Raw genomic sequence first — 16,044 nt, forward strand, 5'->3', positions numbered from 1 at the left:
CCGGCGTGGGGGTGTTCCGGCCGCCGCGGTCGGCCCAGTCTGCTGGCCGAGATCGCCTTGCCCCTCGAACAGCGCGATCGTCGGCTGATGCACCGCCTACAGCATCACGAGAGCAGCATCTGCCGGACGGAAGAGGAAGGCCCCTCACCGTGGATGACGATCCGTCGGCGCACCGCGAAGTCGCACCAAACCGCGTAACACGCTGGTTCGAACCGAAGCGTGGCGGGGATCTTGATCCCGCGTCGTGGATACCTCAAAGGCCTGCGCAGCGGATCCGCGACTCTACTCGCATGCCCCTTACCGGAGATGCCTTCACCCAGTACAGCCGCGCCGAGCCCACGAAGGACAGTGTGGGTGGACGGCCGCTCGACGCGCACCGGCGAGCGGCCGCCCCTTCCCGCGTCGGCCCTTGCGGCGGGGCCGCGGCGCCTTCACGAGCACGCGCAGCAGTTGCTGATCCGGCGTCAGGGCGCCGAGGGCATCCAGGCGCAGCGCTGCGTCGAGGCGCTCGTCGACCTGCGGCCTGCACAGCGTCACGGACGGCCACTCCCGAGGCAGGTGTCCACTGGCCTCAGTCAGGTAGCAGACCAAAGTGTCCATCTCCGCCAGTTCTGCCGGATCAGACTCGGCTTTCAGCCTCGAGTACGGCAGCCCGTCGTGGATCATGGACGCCTGGTCACGCAGCAGCAGCCCGATGACACGGTCCCGTTCCCATATCGCACCGCTGATCACCCCCAAGGCGAAGGCGTCCAGCCAGTCCTTGGCGGTCGAGGCGTGCTCCACTGCGTCACCGAGGGCCAGGTCCTCGCTGCTGATCTTCTCGTCGACGAGAGGGAAACTGATCTCCTGGTCACCGTCGGGACAGCAGCCGAGGTCCAAGAATCCCAGGGCGCACTCCGCCGCGGTGCGCAGGACCATGCTTGAGGGAGCGCCGCTAAGTTGAGGGCCCGTCACCGTGCAGGCGGCGAAGTGATCGAGGAGGTCCTCGCACATGGCCTGCAACTCCGCGTCGGAGTAGCAGTCGTATCGCATCGTGTGCCATCGGCGAAGAGTCCGCCCCTCGATATCCTCCAACGCCTGGGCGATACTCCGCTCAGGCACGTCGTGCCGCTCTACGTTCCTGATCGTCATGAGCGTCATCCTGGCAGCCACCACCGACATCACAGAAGCCCAACCGGCGTACATGTCATCGCCGTGGCATCGGGCGCCGACTTCGTGGACCTCTACAGCCGCACCGGACGCAACACGGCGTGCGACGGCGCCAACCGGGGCATCGCGGCCTGCTGGAGAACTCCCAGGTCGAACTCACCCAGCCGATCCCCTGGTACGCCCACCCCAACGAGAAGGGCCGCGACCTCCAGGCCCAGCACGTGGCCACCACGATCGAGGCGGTCCTCGACCGCTGACCGGCCCCCGACGGCCCAGAACGGCAGGCATCATCGGCTTGTGAACGAGGCCCCAGGTCCACGACCTGGGGCCTCGTCGTGTGGGACCGCTGAGCACCGGAGAGAGCGCCCTTCACATCCGGCCTCTACCCAGCTCAGCAGTGACGTTTCTGAGACGACAGCTGCCTTTGAGACACCAGTCCAGTCACAGCACGTCACCAGCCAAGGAGAAGCGGGACGGCTTCTTAGGTAAGGCAGGCTCCCTGTGGCTCAGCCTTAGATACTGTGCAGCCGTCGGGTGGGTGATACCCGCCATGGTGAAGCATCAGGGGGCAATGCACGTGCGCATCATCGAAGGATCACCACAAGAGATCGTGGAATACGAGCGCGTGCACACCGCCGTATCCCCCACACAGCCGGCCGTGGACGCCGCTCCCTCCCGCGAGGAGACCGCGGACACCGAGAGCGGCGGCGAAGCCGCCACGCTCAGCGCCTCGGCCTTCTTGACGCCCGAAGACCACGTCGCCCTGATGAAGTTCATCTACGGCCGGGCGGGCAAGAACGACCTGCGTACCTTCCTGACCGAACGGTTCGTCATGCGACTGCTGAACGAGAAGGACATCGTCGTGGCCTTCGGCCGCTCCTCCAAGACCTTCGACGGTCTCGCCGACTACCTGATGATCCGCGACGACGGCCCCCAGCGCTACGGAGCCGTTGCCTACCTGCGTCCCAGCAACGGCGGCCTGACCCTCCGGCTCGGCCCCGACGACATCGAGCGCCTCGGCGAGAAGGACAACCCCCGCATCCAGCCCCGCAACGTCGCCTCCTCCGACCCCTACAAGATCAACTGCCCCCTCGCCGACGACGCCGCCCTCGACCTCGCCCTCACCCTCGTCGACGCCGCACTGGACATCGTGCGCCGTGAATAACCCCCACCCCATCGACGAGGATCACACGATGCGGTGCGCAAGTTTCCCCAACTGCACACCAATTCGTGAAATCTGCTGAATTCGTCAGTCTCCCACCAGCGCTCTTCGAAGACTTCGCCGCCGCGGCTCAACCAGTTTCAACGGCTCGTCCGCCCCGGCCCACGCTCACGGCAAGAGGCGGCACCCTGGGGCAAAGGGCCTACTGCCTGCCGGAATCGCGGCAACCGTCCGTGGGGTTGGCGGCCTCAGCCACCAGCCGGGCCGCTTGTACGGCCCGGCGAATTCGTCGTCCGTCCTCGCACGGCTCCACGGCCCGGCACTGAGGGCAGGAGGTCACGTGCGCGAGCTGCACCTGATAGGCCTCCTGTGCCCTGCGGGCGACCTCGGCCGGGACGGCGGGCTTCACCGCTTGGTCCCTCTGGCCGTGTTGCAGGCGAGGGTGATGAGCGCGTCGACAGCGGCGGGCTCGCACAGGTCCCCCACGTGACGCGGAGGCACAGCCCAGTACGTACCCGGCGGCTGGCTGCGCTCAATGCGGGGCACGCCGAGATAGGTTCCCCGCCCCAGGAGCGGGGCGACGGCCTGGTGCTTCCACACGGGCACGGTCAGCGGCCAAGTCAGCGGATAGTAGGTTCCGCCCATGGTCCGGCCATCGAAGAGGACAGGACCAAGAGCCTGCGCGAGATACGCGGCGGCCTCCTGCAGATCCACCGTCCCCGCAGCGGCGTACACCAGGGCTTCGGGCAGGCGGGGTGCCACGAAGGCGCGGCCGAGCGGGAGCAGGGCCACCCCGCCGCCGCTGGGGGACCACTCACGCCATGCCTGTGCGGGATTTTGATGAGCGCGCGCGAGCCACTCGCAGATGGCGTTGTCTCTTTGCCGCGTATCCACCCTGTGCCCCTGCCGTCATCAGCGTCGATCAGGTCTCAGACCAGGGTGATGACGTGCAGGGACGCCAACTGTCACTCTTGGGTGACAGCAGATGTCACAGGCCAAGCCACGAGGACAGGTAACTAAGGGCGTCTGGTGTGCGGCGCTGTTGCTGCACCAGGCCCTCGATCGTTGCTCGTGCCCCGGGGTGGTAGCGGGTCTGCTGCGGGGCCACTTCGCGGGCTTTCATGATGGAGTGCAGCGCCGCCTGGTGGTGGCCGCTCTCCATCTCCGAGCGGCCTCGGTCGATCCAGACATGGGCCCGGCGGGACGCGGGCCAGGACGCGGGCATGCGGCTCTTCTTGGCCTTCGCGAACGCTTCCCCGGGACCGGCGTCAGGCAGCAGACTCACCTTCACGGCCTTCGTCTCGATCGGTGCACCTTGGTCGGAGCACATGATCAGACGAAGGTCGCTCCAGCGTCCGGCGAACGCCCAGGTGAGCGGCCTAGTACGAGGCCCATTTCGACCTCCGACCATAAAGAACAAGCTGAGTAGCTGTGCCATATCCCTTGAGCGGTGACGGTCTGTGGTGGTTGGGCAGGTTCGGTCACTTTGGGGTCGTGGCGGGGTGAGGCTCGGATGGGGACGGGATACTTCGCGCGTGGATGCGAGAGCTTCTGGTCGGCTCTGGTGCCATGGGGGGTGCGGAGGAGCCTGTGGTGTACGGGCTGGAGCCTCCCTTCGTTGGGGTTCTGGCGTCCGCGCCGGCCGCGTTCGAGCGGATCAAGGACCCGCCGCTGAACGAGCGCACGGGCCGACGCCAGTGGAGCGGGGATGCGGCCAAATGGGTCGTCGGCTGGGCGACCGCCACACCGGTGACGGTACAGGCGAAGGTGGAGAGCATCCGCGGCCTGACCGTCGACGAGACCGTGGCGGTGCAGGGGCTTGCGAACTGCTGCAACACCCGGAAGTGGCCATGCGGGACCGGCAAGCCCCGACAGCCTTTCTGATGCTTTGCTCCATGCCGGACGGGTGGGTGCAGCCGGGAGGCCCCCCGGCCAGGGACGTCCCTTCAGAGGAAACACACGTGGGCGCCGAAGAGTTCGCCCAGCGAGGCCCGTAAGGCGTCAGCTCTGTGCCGTGGGGCGGACGACGATGTCGCCGACGTCGACGTTCGACGGCTGCTCGATCGCGTAGGCGACAGCACGGGCGATGTCGTCCGGGGAGAGGGAGAAGTCGACCGCCGGGGTCTGCGACTTGACGGTGGGGCTGGTGACCGAGTCGGCGAACTCCGTCGCGACGTAGCCGGGCGAGACCATGGTGACCCGCAGGTCGGGCCCGGCCTCCTGGCGCAGCCCCTCCGAGACGGTGCGGACCGCGTTCTTCGTCGCCGCGTAGACAGCCTGGTTCGGCACGATGCGCAGCCCAGCGGTCGAGACGACGTTGACGAACTGCCCCCTGCCCTGCTTGCGGAACACGGGGAGTGCTGCCGCGATCCCGTGCAGCACGCCGCGGAAGTTGACGTCGATCATCTGGTCCCAGTCCTCGACCCGCAACTCGTCGAACGGCGAGATGGGGCCGATCCCGGCGTTGCTGACGAGGACGTCGAGAGCGCCATAGCGTTCGCAGGCGTACGCCACCAGGTTCGCGAGGTCTCCGCGGCGGCACACGTCCGTCGTCGTCCAGGCGGCCGTACCGCCATCGGCCTCGATGCGGGCGCCGAGCGCTTTTAGCCGGTCGCTGCGACGCCCGCCGAGGACGAGCTTGGCGCCACGCGCCGCGAGGAGCAGCGCGCTCGCCTCGCCGATCCCGCTGCCCGCGCCCGTGATGGCCACCACCTTGCCGTCGATCCCTGTCATGGGCCGTCTCCAGCGCTAGAAGTAAGAGGGCTATCACTTATAAAGTAAGTGGCCTCTTACTTATGGTCAAGAAAGGTGGACTGAGTGACTGATGCAGCAGTTGGGGCGGGCGGTGTGCGCCCTGCCCGAGGGTGGCTCCGCTCGGCGCTGATCGACGAGAGCTTCGTGCTGCTCTCCGAGAGGGGGATGGCCGGCTTCTCCATCGCCGAACTCGCCCGCAGGCTCGGGGTGAGCACGGCCGCCCCGTACCGTCACTTTCCCAACCGTGAGGCGTTGCTCGCCGTCGTCGCGGCACAGTCCGCCGACGAGCTCACCCGGTCCATCAAGGCCGCCGCGCAGGCGGCCGGCCCCGACCCGATCGACCGGCTCGCAGCCTTCGCGGGTGCCTACGTGCGCCACGTGTCCGACCGCGGCGCCGGCCTCGACGTGATCTTCGCCAGCGAGCTGAGGCCGCTGCGCGACGCCGACGTGGCGCGGGCCGGCCGGAACCTGATGACGCTGTTGCTCGACCTTGCCCGGCAGGCGGGCCACGCCGACCCTCCCCAGGCACTGCTCCTCCTCGAACAGCTCGTCGTCCTGGCCCACGGCTACGCCATCCTGGACACGGAGGACTTCCTGACCCGCTCCCGCCTCTCCCCCGAAGATGTCGCCACCCGCGCCACGCGCGCAGCGACGGCGCTGCTACGCGGCAACGTGACGTGAGCACCAGCCGGGAACTGGAGCGGTCACCACTCCCCGACCGCAGCTCCAACGTCGTCGACTGGAAGATCCACAGGGCCCGGGCTTGCCCCGCTCCAACGGCGTCCGGCCGGGGGCGGATGTGTTCATACACGCGCCGCCAGGTCCAACACGGTGAACCGATGCGCGGGCACGGACTGGCGGGGTCGCCCTGCTCCCCCCCCCGTCGGCAGGCGACGCATCGTGCGCCCTTCGACCCAGGCGTTGAACACCTCGACAAGCAGGCAGAACTGCTGGTGCGGGGAGGGCTTGGCTGTTGCTTTCAGGCCCGCCACCGAATGGATCCGCTCGCGCAGCAGGTAGACGGGGTCTGTAGCGGTGAGGCCGGTGCCGTCGACGATCCGTTCGAAGAACTCGTCTGCCAGCGCGGGGTAAGCGGCGCCGGAGCAGGCGATGTGCCACCACACAACCGTGAGTGGGCAGGTTGACTGCGCTTTTGAAGCGCCGATAGGTCGATCGGGAGACCGTCACACAGTCCCGGAGCGCCGGGTGTTCGTTGATGAAGTCGGTCAGCTCATAGCCGGAGAGGCTGTCCCGGCCGCCACCGTGCTTACGGATGGTCCCCTCTTTCTGGAGCCGGTAGACCCATCGCGCGATGGTCTCGAGCTTCAGGGCGTTGGCTTCCCCTTTGAGCGCGAGGGTCTCGTGGACCTTCCTGCCGCGTCCGGTGTCGGTGTAGAGCTGGGCTTCGAAGTCGATTCCGACTGCGATGCCGACGTCGAAAGACCGTTGAGAGTCAACGATGGCCCCCAAGCGGTGCTGACCGTCGATGGTGAGAGCCCAGGGGTAGTCGGGATGGTGCCCGAACTTGAGTGTGTCGCCAGTGGTAAGGAAGCGCTTGTCCTGCATGGCCTTGGCGTGCCGGGCTCGGGCGAGAGGAACCATCTTGCGGTTGTGCAGGTTCCTCTCCGCCAGCAACAACTCCGCCGTACGCGATGTGAGTCTCACGAAGGCGATGTCTGGAGTGCGGCTGTCCAGCCGGATCTCCCCACCACCTACTCGGGGAAAGGCCATCAAAGTGGGGCGCCGCATTTGAGGAGCCACTTGGGCACTGCTTCTACCTGGAGTCACTGTGGTCATTGCTGCTCCGTACTCGTCCATCTACCGATCGCGCACACTGCTCCGTGCAGCCGTTCAACTGATGAGCGAGCGGTTTGACGCGGCCGCAACGGGCCCCGATCTGCGGCCCGGCTGTGCTGCGGAGCCGAAGTGGGACGGATTCCGGGCTCTCGTCCACCGCGCTGTCCTCCAGCCCCGCCGCCCTGCCCACCCTGCTCGCCTTCGCCCGACCCGGACACGTGCTCTTCGGCAGCGACTGGCCCTTTGCCCCCACTCCCGCCGGGCAGTACTTCGCGAGCGGCCTCGACGACCACCTCGCCCCGGACGCCCGCGAAGCCGTCAACCGCACAAACGCCGAAGCACTCTTTCCCCGCCTGGCCGCAACTCCCCCCACGGCGCCCCCGCTACCGCCGGCACCGGCGCGCCTGCGCCAGGCGGCGCAGCGCAATGCCGCGCGCCTGGTCTTCAAGCTCCTCCAGCCCAGCACCGGCACGCAGTAGCCGTCCCCCAAATCCGGTGCGGAAGCGTGAGAGATCGGCCTTCTTTCCCAGCCGGGCGGGCCCTCACGCCGGCGGGTCCTTGCGCCAGGTCCACTGCGCGTCAGGCGGCTCCTCGCCCAGTACGCGCAGCGAGTCGGTGGAGATCTGGGCAAGTCGTTCGACCTCGACGAGGTCGAACCACATTTCGTGATTCTCCGAGCGCCCGCCGCGCGGTGGGTGGGCGTCCGGGTCGGACCAGCCGAGCGACAGCAGCCGCTGCTTCTGCGCCTCGGTCATCTTCCGGTACGCCAACGAGACACATTCGGCGCTGAACCCGTCGTGCCACCTCATGAACTGTACGTAACGCCCGGTTTCCGGCCGGGATTTGGGGCGCCGCCGCCACCAGCGCCGGCCCGGGGCGTCGGGCACCGGCGCAGGCTCCGGGTCGGGCTCGAAGACCACCAGAGTGTCCCCCTCACGCATGCCGGCCACTTCCGCCCGCAGCCGGTCACGGAACCTGCTCCACGCCTCGTCCATCGGGCCAACGTACCGGCACCGATCGCAGAGACACCCCCGTGCCCGTTCGCGAAGAGGAACTCGTGCCTCTGCCGCTGCGCACGCCCGCCGGATCATCGAGGAGGAGCAGGAACGGCTGGGTGCGGGCGACCAGGGGCCCTGAGCGGAGAGCGACTCGGGGTGTGCCAGGAAGAAGTAGCATCGTCGCCGACGTGGCGAGGTGAAGGCCCTCGCCAGCCGACAAGGCGGGGTGAAGCGTGGAACAGAAGAAGCCCTGGACGATCCAGTGGCATGTTGCCCCAGATGGAACGGTGATCAAGCAGCGGTCCCGGGGCAGCGCGGAGCACGAACAGTTGTTCCAGCAGTTTGCGACGACGCGGACGCCGAAGATCGAGCAGCTCGATGCCATGGAGGAGGGGCTGCAGCGTGCCAGCGCCTTGGGCGAGCGAAGGTCCAGGGTTCTCCTCTGCCTGGCCTATGTGGCTCTCGCAGGGCTTGTGGCCGGGATCGTGTCGGCCTGGGCCGGCATCGATACCGGGTTCTTGACGCTGGGGTCGCTCGCTGTCGTCGTTCTCCTCGGGCTCAGCACGGGCGTCATCATGCGGGCATCGATCAGCCGCTATCAGCGCGCCCACCGGGAGGCCGGGTTCGAATCGTCGAACGGCGTAACGCTCGCCGCGCGCGAGGCCCGCACGATGATCAGCGGTCCAGGTGCCGTCTCCGGCAGGGAGTTCGCCGCCGTCCGAGCCTGAGGGCCCACGTGGGCGCGGCGGTCGCAGCGGATCGGCACGGGTGTTGTCACACCCCGTCCATATGCTCGAGGGCATGAGTGTGTCCCTCTACTACGGCGCGCGCCGGACAGCGGCGCTGATGCCTCTCGAGACAGCCGCGATCGAGCGCATCGTCGCTGCCCGCATGTCGTCCTTTCCCTATGAGGACGAGGAAGGGCTCTGCCTGTACGACGACAGCGGACTTGAGCCGGGCGAGATCGTGAACGGATCGACGAAGCTGCCCCCCGATGACGCCCGGGTACTGCCGGTGATCGCCCACATGCTGGAGGCCGTAACAGAACTGCGCCGTGCCCTGCCGCACGCGCAGTGGCGCGTACACCTGGACGATCTCGACATCCCGTGGGACGAGGAGCAGGGCTACATCCTGCCCGGCGCGGACGATGCAAACCTCACCGCTGAGCCGGGCGACCGGTGACTCGTTGGCCGCGGTCCAGCCCCGGCCACCCTGCCGGAGCAGGCGGTTTGACCGCGCCGGGGCCGAAGCGGGCACAGGCCCGCTCGACGGCAACCTCAAGCACCCGCGCTTCGACGGCACGGTAGCGCGGACGACACGCTAAATTGTCGGAAATAAAAACATGCTCGAAACCCCGCAAGGAAGAGCCTAACGGGACTTCGAGCACCAGCTGCGACTTAGGTACCGTCGGCTAGTTTTTCAGTCAGTCCTTCGTGCAGGATTTCATTCTGTTCGCGGCCAGATGACCATGCGCGACTGTAGTGAACCACCCGCTTGGCCTCAGAAGGTTGACAAATACCCAGGTCACCCAATGCGCGAATGCAAGCTATTTGCGAGAAACCGCGTTCCTTAAGGGACCTGAGGATGAATTCTACCTCAACTCCTTCTGGGTGCTCATCTCGAACCTCTTGCAGTATCCTATCGTACTGCGCCTGACCAATCACTTAGGTCCTCCACGCTATCGGGTTAGGTCGATGGTGAAGTCAACCTCCTTGTCACCAAGTTCAACATCTTCGATGTCTTTGCTTGAACCATACGTCGGTGCCAGCGGGGAAGCACTTACCGCAATTCTTTGCGAGCCTCTCCCCGACCTTCCGACCCCCGTTCTTGGCTGCACCCGACGCCAGCTTCTTTGCCGCTCCGCCTATTCCAACGTCAACAGTTCCGGTCTTTGGGGCACAAGCCATATCCTCTATCGGGCAGTTGTTCTCAGGCTTCAACCGCCGCTTGGTTTCCTCCCAGTCACCCTGCAAATCCGAGACAAGAGGACCGTCCGGCATCACGCGGCGGAGGAAATCCAGAACCCTAGACCTTCCGGCATCGGGGTAGGGGCCAGGAACCGGGGCTGGGTTGGCACTGGGGGATGCTCCGCGACTTCGACGCAGTGACAGCCGGACTCACCCTCGAATTGGAGCTCCGGCGGTACCGAAGGCGCCGTGAACCGCATCAAGAAGATCAAAAGACAGCTCTACGGACGGGCCGGATTCGAACTCCTTACGTGGTAGAGCAAGGCTTACGGGCCGCGCAGGCGTAGCAGAACAGGTAGAGGGTGGTGGGGTCGTCCAGGAAACTGACCCCCTTGCGGGCTGTGGGTTCCTGGCACTCACTGCAGGTCAGCGGATCGGGCTCCGATCGCCACGGGTCGCCGCGCGCCAGCAAGGAGGCGTCGGGGTAGGACCTGCCACAGAAGTGGCAGCGATTGCTGCCCGGCTCGACCACCAGGGCTGCTACGTAGCACTCGGGACAACGTACGGCCCGATTCGCCTGGCCGTTTTCGGTGAGTTCACCGTGAACCCGCTTGGTCCGCTGAACGACGAAGGCATCAATGCCGAGGACCCCTTGCCGGACGCGGTCCAAGTCCGTGCCGATCTCGTGCTCTTCGCCGGGAGCAAGCCCCGGCCGCAGTTCCTCGTCGAGGAAGCGAACCAAGAAGTCCAGCACACTGCCCGCGCGCGCTTCGACGGCCGGCGCGCTGAGGCTCAGGCCGTAGTGCTGTAGGGCATTGCGGTCCTTGGCCAGGGCCTTGAGTGCCCTTTGGTCGGCCTCGGATATGGCGACCCCGGCGATGCTGCGCAGCCGCCGCACCGTCTCGTCGGTGCCGCAGGTCTCGAAGTCCCCTTCGCGGAACCGGCGTTCGGAGGCCTGCCCGGGATCCTTGAAGACCAGACTCCAGTGCTCGCGCAGCAAACGGGCCTTCAAGAGCACTTCGGCCGCAGCCTGCAGGTGGAGCACTGCGTACTTGACATCCCGCGGCGTGGGCGCGTCGTCCGCGAACCACGTCACACCCTCTCCATTCAGCAGCTCGACCACACTGCTCAGGTAGTCCACACCGTTACGAACCGGCGGGAAGTCCAGTGCGCCGTCACGGCGACCGGTCCGGGGGGTCTCGGCCGCCTCGGCCCACGGGTCGGGCCCTGAATCGCGCCTCACAACCGACCCGGCCGCTGGATCCCGGGGCTGCACTCCTCGCCCCCGCGGTCTGTGAGGCAAGCCCAGGGCGACATGGGCAGGGCGTGGAGCAAACGAAGGAGGGCGGGCATCGCTCCCCTTTCTGGGACGTGAGCGGCAAGTCGGTCGGAGCCGCCAGGTTGGTTCCGGGCATGAACAACGTAGTGCCATACGGGACGAGCCGTCGGCCCATCTCACCGAAGCTTCGAACTACTCCGCAAGATGATCCGTAACCCCTCGCGACCATTCCCCAAGATCTGTGCCAGAGCCCCGTACTGAGATACAAAGCCAGGCCGAGTTACAGCGGCTGTGTGACCGCAGGGGCGTCCACGTGCCGGCGCAGCCGACGGACGTCGGCGGACGCGACTGGGGGCCCGCGCCGCACCCGCACAGACCAGGGCCCCGGCCGGCGAAGATGGCGACCGGGGCCCTGTCGTGCCTGGACAGTCCATGCGGCCGTCAGTCTCTGAGCTGCCCCAGCCATGCACGTAGCGGGTGCATCCCTGTGGCGTGCCGCCTCACGTCTGCTTCGGTGCCACGCCCCGTCACCGCCCAGGCCGCTTTGGCCAACAGGCAGCCGACCAGAGCCCCCACGGTGTTGAAAATGACATCGTCGACGTCCACCACCCGGCCGGCGTTCATCACCAGCTGCACGGCCTCGATGGTCACACTCAACGCGAAGCAGCCCACGACGATCGTGAGAACCGAGGGGCGCCGTGCCGCCGCATAAGCGAACAGGCCCAGCGGCACGAACATCGCAGCGTTGGCGATCTGCAGGACAAGGATCATGTGCCGCTCGCCGGCGTACATATAGTCGGCAGCGCTCCCCCACAGCCCCTCGCCGGGAATCATCGCCACGTAGGGGACGCCGGAGCCGATCGGCTGGTCCGGGATGACGGTGGCTGCCAACGCCGCCCCCAGGGACACCAGCCACAGCACCCGGGCGGCCCGACGCTGGCGGCGGGGTGAGGTGCGCCGCCACGTGCCCAGCCCGACAGCCGCCAGTGCAACGGCGGCCACGAAGCCGCCTACCATCCACACATTGACGTAGAAGACGATGCGCCACACGCCAGGATCCTCCCCTGCCCGTTCAAATACGTCAGCAGCCGAGGTACTTGGAGATGTAGTGCTTGCCGTCGTGTTTCATCTTGGCGCGGATGCAGGCGTCGTCGCCCATCGGGAGCCGCTTGCTGAAGGCCGCGTAGCCGTTGCGGGTCCTCTTGGTGCCCAGCCACCTGGACTCCGCGATGATCCCGGTGCGTTTCATACGGATCTCGTAGCCGAGCCTGACGGTGATCTCCCCGCCCCGGTAGCGGGCGTAGTGGGCTTTGTACACGCCCGGCCGGTGGCCACCGGCCGGACTGGACATGCACACCCACCCCCTGTCCGTCCTCCCGCAGCCGTTTGGGTCCTGGATGCCGGCCGGGGCCATGCCGATCGTCGTGGCCATCAGCACGATGGCCGCGCACGCGGTGGCGAAATGCCGGTTCACAGGCGCTCCTCCCATTCGATCCGTCCCGTTGGAGACAGCGTTGAGGGGCGCGGTGGTGCGGCGCCACCGCCGCACCGGTGGGTTCACCCTGGCGAGTGGATCAACGGCAAGCAGGAACGATCCGCTGCACACCCACGCCCGTCACGCACGACGAAAGCCCCGGTCGGGGGCCGGGCGTGTCGGGTTAATCGATGCTGCCGTCGATCGTGCCGTTGTCGAAGTAGTCGAGGGTGTCGCGGTCCTTCCTGGGCAGGTTGTCGATGACGTGCGACATGAGGATGGGCCTTGACCCCGGATCTTGAACACACGAGACACTGGATCCTGCGGATCTGAGAACGGACATCTCGTGGTCATGAAGAACTACCCGCCGCAGTTCAAGGCGGACGCGGTCGCGCTGTACGAGTCGCGGCCGGAAGCGACGATCAGGTCGGTCGCCGCCGATCTGGGGATCAACCCGGAGACCCTGCGGAACTGGGTGAGGGCAGCCGGGGTGAGCCGTCCCCGGGGACGGCGGACGCAGGAACCGGCCCTGCCGCCGGCCCCGCTGGAGGCGGAGAACGCCGCCTTGCGGAAGAAGGTCCGTGAGCTGGAGGAGGAACGGGAGATCCTGCGCAAAGCGGCGAAGTATTTCGCCGGGGAGACGCGCTGGTGAACCGCTTCCAGTGTGTCGCCGACCTCCAGCGCCGTCACGGCGTGAAGCGGCTCTGCAGCATTCTCGGCGTCAGCCGCTCGAGCTTCTACTACTGGCGCCGGACAGCTGCGGACCGGGCCGCCCGGCAGATGGCCGACGCCCGCCTGGCCGCCCGGATACGGGCGGTGCACCAGGAATCGGACGGCACCTATGGAGCCCCGAGGATCACCGCCGAGCTCCGCGAGGAGAACGGTGAGTCGGTCAACCACAAGCGTGTCGCCCGGATCATGCGAGCGTCGGGGATCGAAGGGGTCCGGTTGCGCCGCAGGCACCGCACCACCGTCTCTGATCCGGCAGCGGTCAAGGCGCCGGACCTGATCGGCCGCGACTTCACCGCGGACAGGCCGAACACGAAGTACGTCGGCGACATCACTTACCTGCCCATCGAGGGCGGGAAGTTCTGTTACCTGGCGACCGTCATCGACCTCGCATCACGCCGTCTGGCCGGCTGGGCGATTGCCGACCACATGCGCGCTGACCTCGTCACCGACGCCCTGGCCGCGGCGATCCGCACCCGCGGCAGTCTCGCCGGATCGATCATGCACACCGACCACGGAGCTCAGTACACGAGCAGGATTTTCGCCGAAGCCTGCAGGTCAGCAGGGGTTCGGCGAAGCATGAGCGCGGTCGGGTCCAGCGCGGACAACGCCCTCGCCGAGTCCTTCAACGCGACCTTCAAACGCGAGACCCTGCAGGGACGAAAGGGCTGGGCAGACGAGCGTGAGGCGCGACTCGACGCCTTCCGGTGGCTCCACCGCTACAACACCCGACGCCGACACTCCCGCCTCGGGCAACGATCACCGATCGCCTTCGAAAACGCCCTCCACCTCACACCAACTACGCTGACACCAGCCGCATAACCCGTGTTCAGGAATCGGGGTCAAGGCCCGATCGTGCTGTAGTCCTCCTCGGTGAGTCCGTCGCACGCTTCGGGCTTGGCCTTGTCGTCCTTCGGCCGTTCCTTGAGTGCGGCGATGCAGTTGTCGGCGATGTCGTTGTAGGACGGCCTGCTCAGCCAGTAGACGCCTCCCCCAACGGCGAGGACGGCGGCGGTGATCGCGGCAACGATGATGATCGTTCGACGTTGCATGGTTCCCCCCGGAACGTGGTGTGCAGGCATGGTGCGCCCGATGTGGATGGGCTGGCTGGGAAGCGTCCGGGTTGTGACATACGGAAGGCCCCGGACTAACGTTCGGGGCCTTCGTCGTCCGGCAGTTCACCCCGCGGCGACGCCCCGGTGGATCTCCGGGTGGGTGATGCCGGTGACCGGGAGGGCACGCTAGTCGTCGGGATCCGCGTCGAAGACGTACAAGGAGTCCACGCCGAGGCAGCCGTTCGGGTTTCCACAGCCAGCCGCCCGGCGCCGCAGGAACTCCACCCAGCCCTCGACGAGATCGACGCAGGTCAGGGCGCGCAGCTGCTGCGGCGTCGCGTGCCCCCACGACGCGTGCGCTGCCACCGCGGCCAGGACCTCGCCGACGGGCAGGCCGTGCCCGATCGCGTACAGCCTCTGGCAGCCCGCGTCGAGACCGACACCCTCCCCCGTCGTCCCGGTCGCCCGGGCAGCGGCAGGCGACGCCGACGAGGCAGATGGCGCGCCAGGCCCGGATACCGTGCCCGTCGGTGCCGGACTGCGGCGACCACCACCACACCTGCCCCGGATCGACGGCAGCCCGATCGAGACGCTGCTCCTGACCGAGGATGAGAGGGCTGGGCATGGGGTCCTCCTACTGATTGATGTCGTTCCTGGCCCAGACGGCGTTCGGCCTCGTGCCAACTTCGCGCCTGTCCCCGTGCACGTCGCCGGAGAGGTGGTTGTGGATCACGGGAGGGGCGGCTTCGGCCGCCGGGCCACGCCCGCCCGGTCGGGCGTGCGACCCCTGGCAGCAGAGGCCACCAGGACGATGTGAAGGTGATCGCGTCGAGGGCGGTGAGGGGGGCACACTGAACTCCATGACCCGAGGCGGCAAGGCCCACTACTACCTCACCGACGCTCTGGGATCCGTCGTCGCCACCGCCGACGAGACCGGCGCGAAGGTGAACTCCTACGCCTACAGCCCCCGCAGCGTCACCCGCACGTCGAGCAGCGAGAAGGTCGCCCAGCCCTACCGGTTCGCCGGCGGCTACAAGACCCCACCGGGCTCTATCACTTCGCGGCCCGCTCCTACGACCCAGCCATCGGCCGCTTCACCCGGCCCGACCCCTCCGGACAGGAGAAGAACCCCTGCCTCAACGCCGAAGGCGACCCCGTCAACCGCATCGACCCCACCGGGCTCTTCAGTTTCAAAGACCTCGGCATCGACACGCTGATCGGTGGCATAGGCGGTGCTGTCACGGGTTGTGTCGGCGGCGCGGTCACGGCCGGAATGGTCGGCTCTGCAGCAGATCCCGGCGGCACGACGGTCGGCGCTCTTGGAGGCTGTGGCATCGGCGCGGCCCCGGGCGGATCCGCCGGTTTGGCTGGCGGGGCTGTGACACCGACCCTCAACCAGCTCCTCAAGTAATCATCGAATTGGAAGCGGAGGCCCAGGAAATTGAGCACTCTCACTGTCGCTCTAATTGGTGCAGTTATTGGACTCGTCGTCGGTCCGGTGAGTGTGTTGCTCGTGACGAGGGCCCAGCGACGCCGGTGAGCAGATGGGCTGTGTGCGGTATCTCCGGGTTCGCAGCTGACCACGACTCCAACGACGCACGCGGTGACCTGGTCTACGGACCAGGTCACCGCGCGCCTTTGAAGCCGGCGATGCCGCGCCTATCTGGTTCGTTAACCCCGTTGCGACCGGGGGCGCTCGCCCCAGCCACTGCGACGCGGGCGTCCCGCCAGGGGATGTGT

The 16,044-nt window shown here is 67.3% G+C and carries 19 protein-coding genes and 1 pseudogene; 9 read left to right on the plus strand and 11 right to left on the minus strand.

The window, feature by feature from the left end:
* Positions 1–312: 312 nt before the first annotated feature.
* Complete coding sequence (locus tag QBL25_RS00005; RefSeq protein ID WP_409054857.1) at positions 313–1,131, minus strand: hypothetical protein; 819 nt, start codon at positions 1,129–1,131, stop codon at positions 313–315.
* A 119-nt stretch (positions 1,132–1,250) separates the two neighbouring features.
* On the opposite strand from QBL25_RS00005, the gene QBL25_RS00010 reads away from it, so the two are divergent.
* Positions 1,251–1,406: a hypothetical protein gene (locus tag QBL25_RS00010; protein ID WP_409054858.1), complete on the plus strand. Its 156-nt coding sequence runs from the start codon at positions 1,251–1,253 to the stop codon at positions 1,404–1,406.
* Between the two features lie 320 nt (positions 1,407–1,726).
* Positions 1,727–2,314: a hypothetical protein gene (locus QBL25_RS00015; RefSeq protein ID WP_409054859.1), complete on the plus strand. Its 588-nt coding sequence runs from the start codon at positions 1,727–1,729 to the stop codon at positions 2,312–2,314.
* A 402-nt stretch (positions 2,315–2,716) separates the two neighbouring features.
* On the opposite strand, the gene QBL25_RS00020 is transcribed toward QBL25_RS00015, so the two are convergent.
* Positions 2,717–3,205, minus strand: coding sequence for a hypothetical protein (locus tag QBL25_RS00020; RefSeq protein WP_409054860.1), 489 nt, complete (start codon positions 3,203–3,205; stop codon positions 2,717–2,719).
* A gap of 94 nt (positions 3,206–3,299) precedes the next feature.
* Complete coding sequence (locus QBL25_RS00025) at positions 3,300–3,596, minus strand: hypothetical protein (RefSeq protein WP_409054861.1); 297 nt, start codon at positions 3,594–3,596, stop codon at positions 3,300–3,302.
* A gap of 308 nt (positions 3,597–3,904) precedes the next feature.
* On the opposite strand from QBL25_RS00025, the gene QBL25_RS00030 reads away from it, so the two are divergent.
* On the plus strand, positions 3,905–4,195 hold the full coding sequence (locus QBL25_RS00030) for a DUF6192 family protein (protein WP_409054862.1): 291 nt from the start codon (positions 3,905–3,907) through the stop codon (positions 4,193–4,195).
* A 117-nt stretch (positions 4,196–4,312) separates the two neighbouring features.
* On the opposite strand, the gene QBL25_RS00035 is transcribed toward QBL25_RS00030, so the two are convergent.
* Complete coding sequence (locus tag QBL25_RS00035; RefSeq protein WP_409054863.1) at positions 4,313–5,044, minus strand: SDR family oxidoreductase; 732 nt, start codon at positions 5,042–5,044, stop codon at positions 4,313–4,315.
* 84 nt (positions 5,045–5,128) lie between these two features.
* On the opposite strand from QBL25_RS00035, the gene QBL25_RS00040 reads away from it, so the two are divergent.
* Positions 5,129–5,746, plus strand: a complete 618-nt coding sequence (locus QBL25_RS00040) for a TetR/AcrR family transcriptional regulator (protein ID WP_409054864.1) — start codon at positions 5,129–5,131, stop codon at positions 5,744–5,746.
* A 122-nt stretch (positions 5,747–5,868) separates the two neighbouring features.
* On the opposite strand, the gene QBL25_RS00045 is transcribed toward QBL25_RS00040, so the two are convergent.
* Positions 5,869–6,189 carry a hypothetical protein gene (locus QBL25_RS00045; protein ID WP_409054865.1) on the minus strand — a complete coding sequence of 107 codons (321 nt, stop codon included), beginning with the start codon at positions 6,187–6,189 and terminating at the stop codon, positions 5,869–5,871.
* 828 nt (positions 6,190–7,017) lie between these two features.
* Here QBL25_RS00045 and QBL25_RS00050 point away from each other — a divergent pair.
* A pseudogene (locus QBL25_RS00050) lies at positions 7,018–7,341 on the plus strand (amidohydrolase family protein); the annotation flags it as partial.
* 63 nt (positions 7,342–7,404) lie between these two features.
* On the opposite strand, the gene QBL25_RS00055 reads toward QBL25_RS00050, so the two are convergent.
* A complete protein-coding gene (locus QBL25_RS00055; protein WP_409054866.1) occupies positions 7,405–7,857 on the minus strand; it encodes a TY-Chap domain-containing protein in 453 nt (150 codons plus the stop codon).
* 236 nt (positions 7,858–8,093) lie between these two features.
* Between QBL25_RS00055 and QBL25_RS00060 the strand changes: the two genes are divergently transcribed.
* Positions 8,094–8,588, plus strand: coding sequence for a hypothetical protein (locus QBL25_RS00060; RefSeq protein ID WP_409054867.1), 495 nt, complete (start codon positions 8,094–8,096; stop codon positions 8,586–8,588).
* A gap of 73 nt (positions 8,589–8,661) precedes the next feature.
* A complete protein-coding gene (locus QBL25_RS00065) occupies positions 8,662–9,042 on the plus strand; it encodes a hypothetical protein (protein ID WP_409054868.1) in 381 nt (126 codons plus the stop codon).
* A 1,032-nt stretch (positions 9,043–10,074) separates the two neighbouring features.
* Here the strand turns inward: QBL25_RS00065 and QBL25_RS00070 are convergent.
* From QBL25_RS00070 to QBL25_RS00080, 3 genes are all read right to left on the minus strand, one after another.
* Complete coding sequence (locus QBL25_RS00070; protein WP_409054869.1) at positions 10,075–10,908, minus strand: hypothetical protein; 834 nt, start codon at positions 10,906–10,908, stop codon at positions 10,075–10,077.
* Positions 10,909–11,487: 579 nt separating this feature from the next.
* The gene (locus tag QBL25_RS00075; RefSeq protein ID WP_409054870.1) at positions 11,488–12,096 is read right to left on the minus strand and encodes a VanZ family protein; all 609 of its coding nucleotides are present in this window, start codon (positions 12,094–12,096) and stop codon (positions 11,488–11,490) included.
* 31 nt (positions 12,097–12,127) lie between these two features.
* A complete protein-coding gene (locus tag QBL25_RS00080; RefSeq protein WP_409054871.1) occupies positions 12,128–12,520 on the minus strand; it encodes a hypothetical protein in 393 nt (130 codons plus the stop codon).
* Positions 12,521–12,866: 346 nt separating this feature from the next.
* Between QBL25_RS00080 and QBL25_RS00085 the strand changes: the two genes are divergently transcribed.
* Positions 12,867–14,071 (plus strand): IS3 family transposase gene (locus tag QBL25_RS00085; protein WP_409054872.1). Its coding sequence is split into 2 segments (ribosomal slippage): positions 12,867–13,158 and positions 13,158–14,071, totalling 1,206 coding nucleotides; the frame shifts between segments, so codons are not numbered across the junction.
* A 20-nt stretch (positions 14,072–14,091) separates the two neighbouring features.
* On the opposite strand, the gene QBL25_RS00090 is transcribed toward QBL25_RS00085, so the two are convergent.
* Both QBL25_RS00090 and QBL25_RS00095 read right to left on the minus strand, forming a co-directional pair.
* Positions 14,092–14,301, minus strand: coding sequence for a hypothetical protein (locus QBL25_RS00090; RefSeq protein WP_409054873.1), 210 nt, complete (start codon positions 14,299–14,301; stop codon positions 14,092–14,094).
* 189 nt (positions 14,302–14,490) lie between these two features.
* A complete protein-coding gene (locus tag QBL25_RS00095) occupies positions 14,491–14,670 on the minus strand; it encodes a hypothetical protein (RefSeq protein WP_409054874.1) in 180 nt (59 codons plus the stop codon).
* 718 nt (positions 14,671–15,388) lie between these two features.
* Here QBL25_RS00095 and QBL25_RS00100 point away from each other — a divergent pair.
* Positions 15,389–15,715: a hypothetical protein gene (locus QBL25_RS00100; protein WP_409062497.1), complete on the plus strand. Its 327-nt coding sequence runs from the start codon at positions 15,389–15,391 to the stop codon at positions 15,713–15,715.
* The last annotated feature ends 329 nt before the right edge of the window (positions 15,716–16,044 follow it).

The organism is Streptomyces sp. SYP-A7185 (genome assembly GCF_046103685.1).
GTDB lineage: Bacteria > Actinomycetota > Actinomycetes > Streptomycetales > Streptomycetaceae > Streptomyces.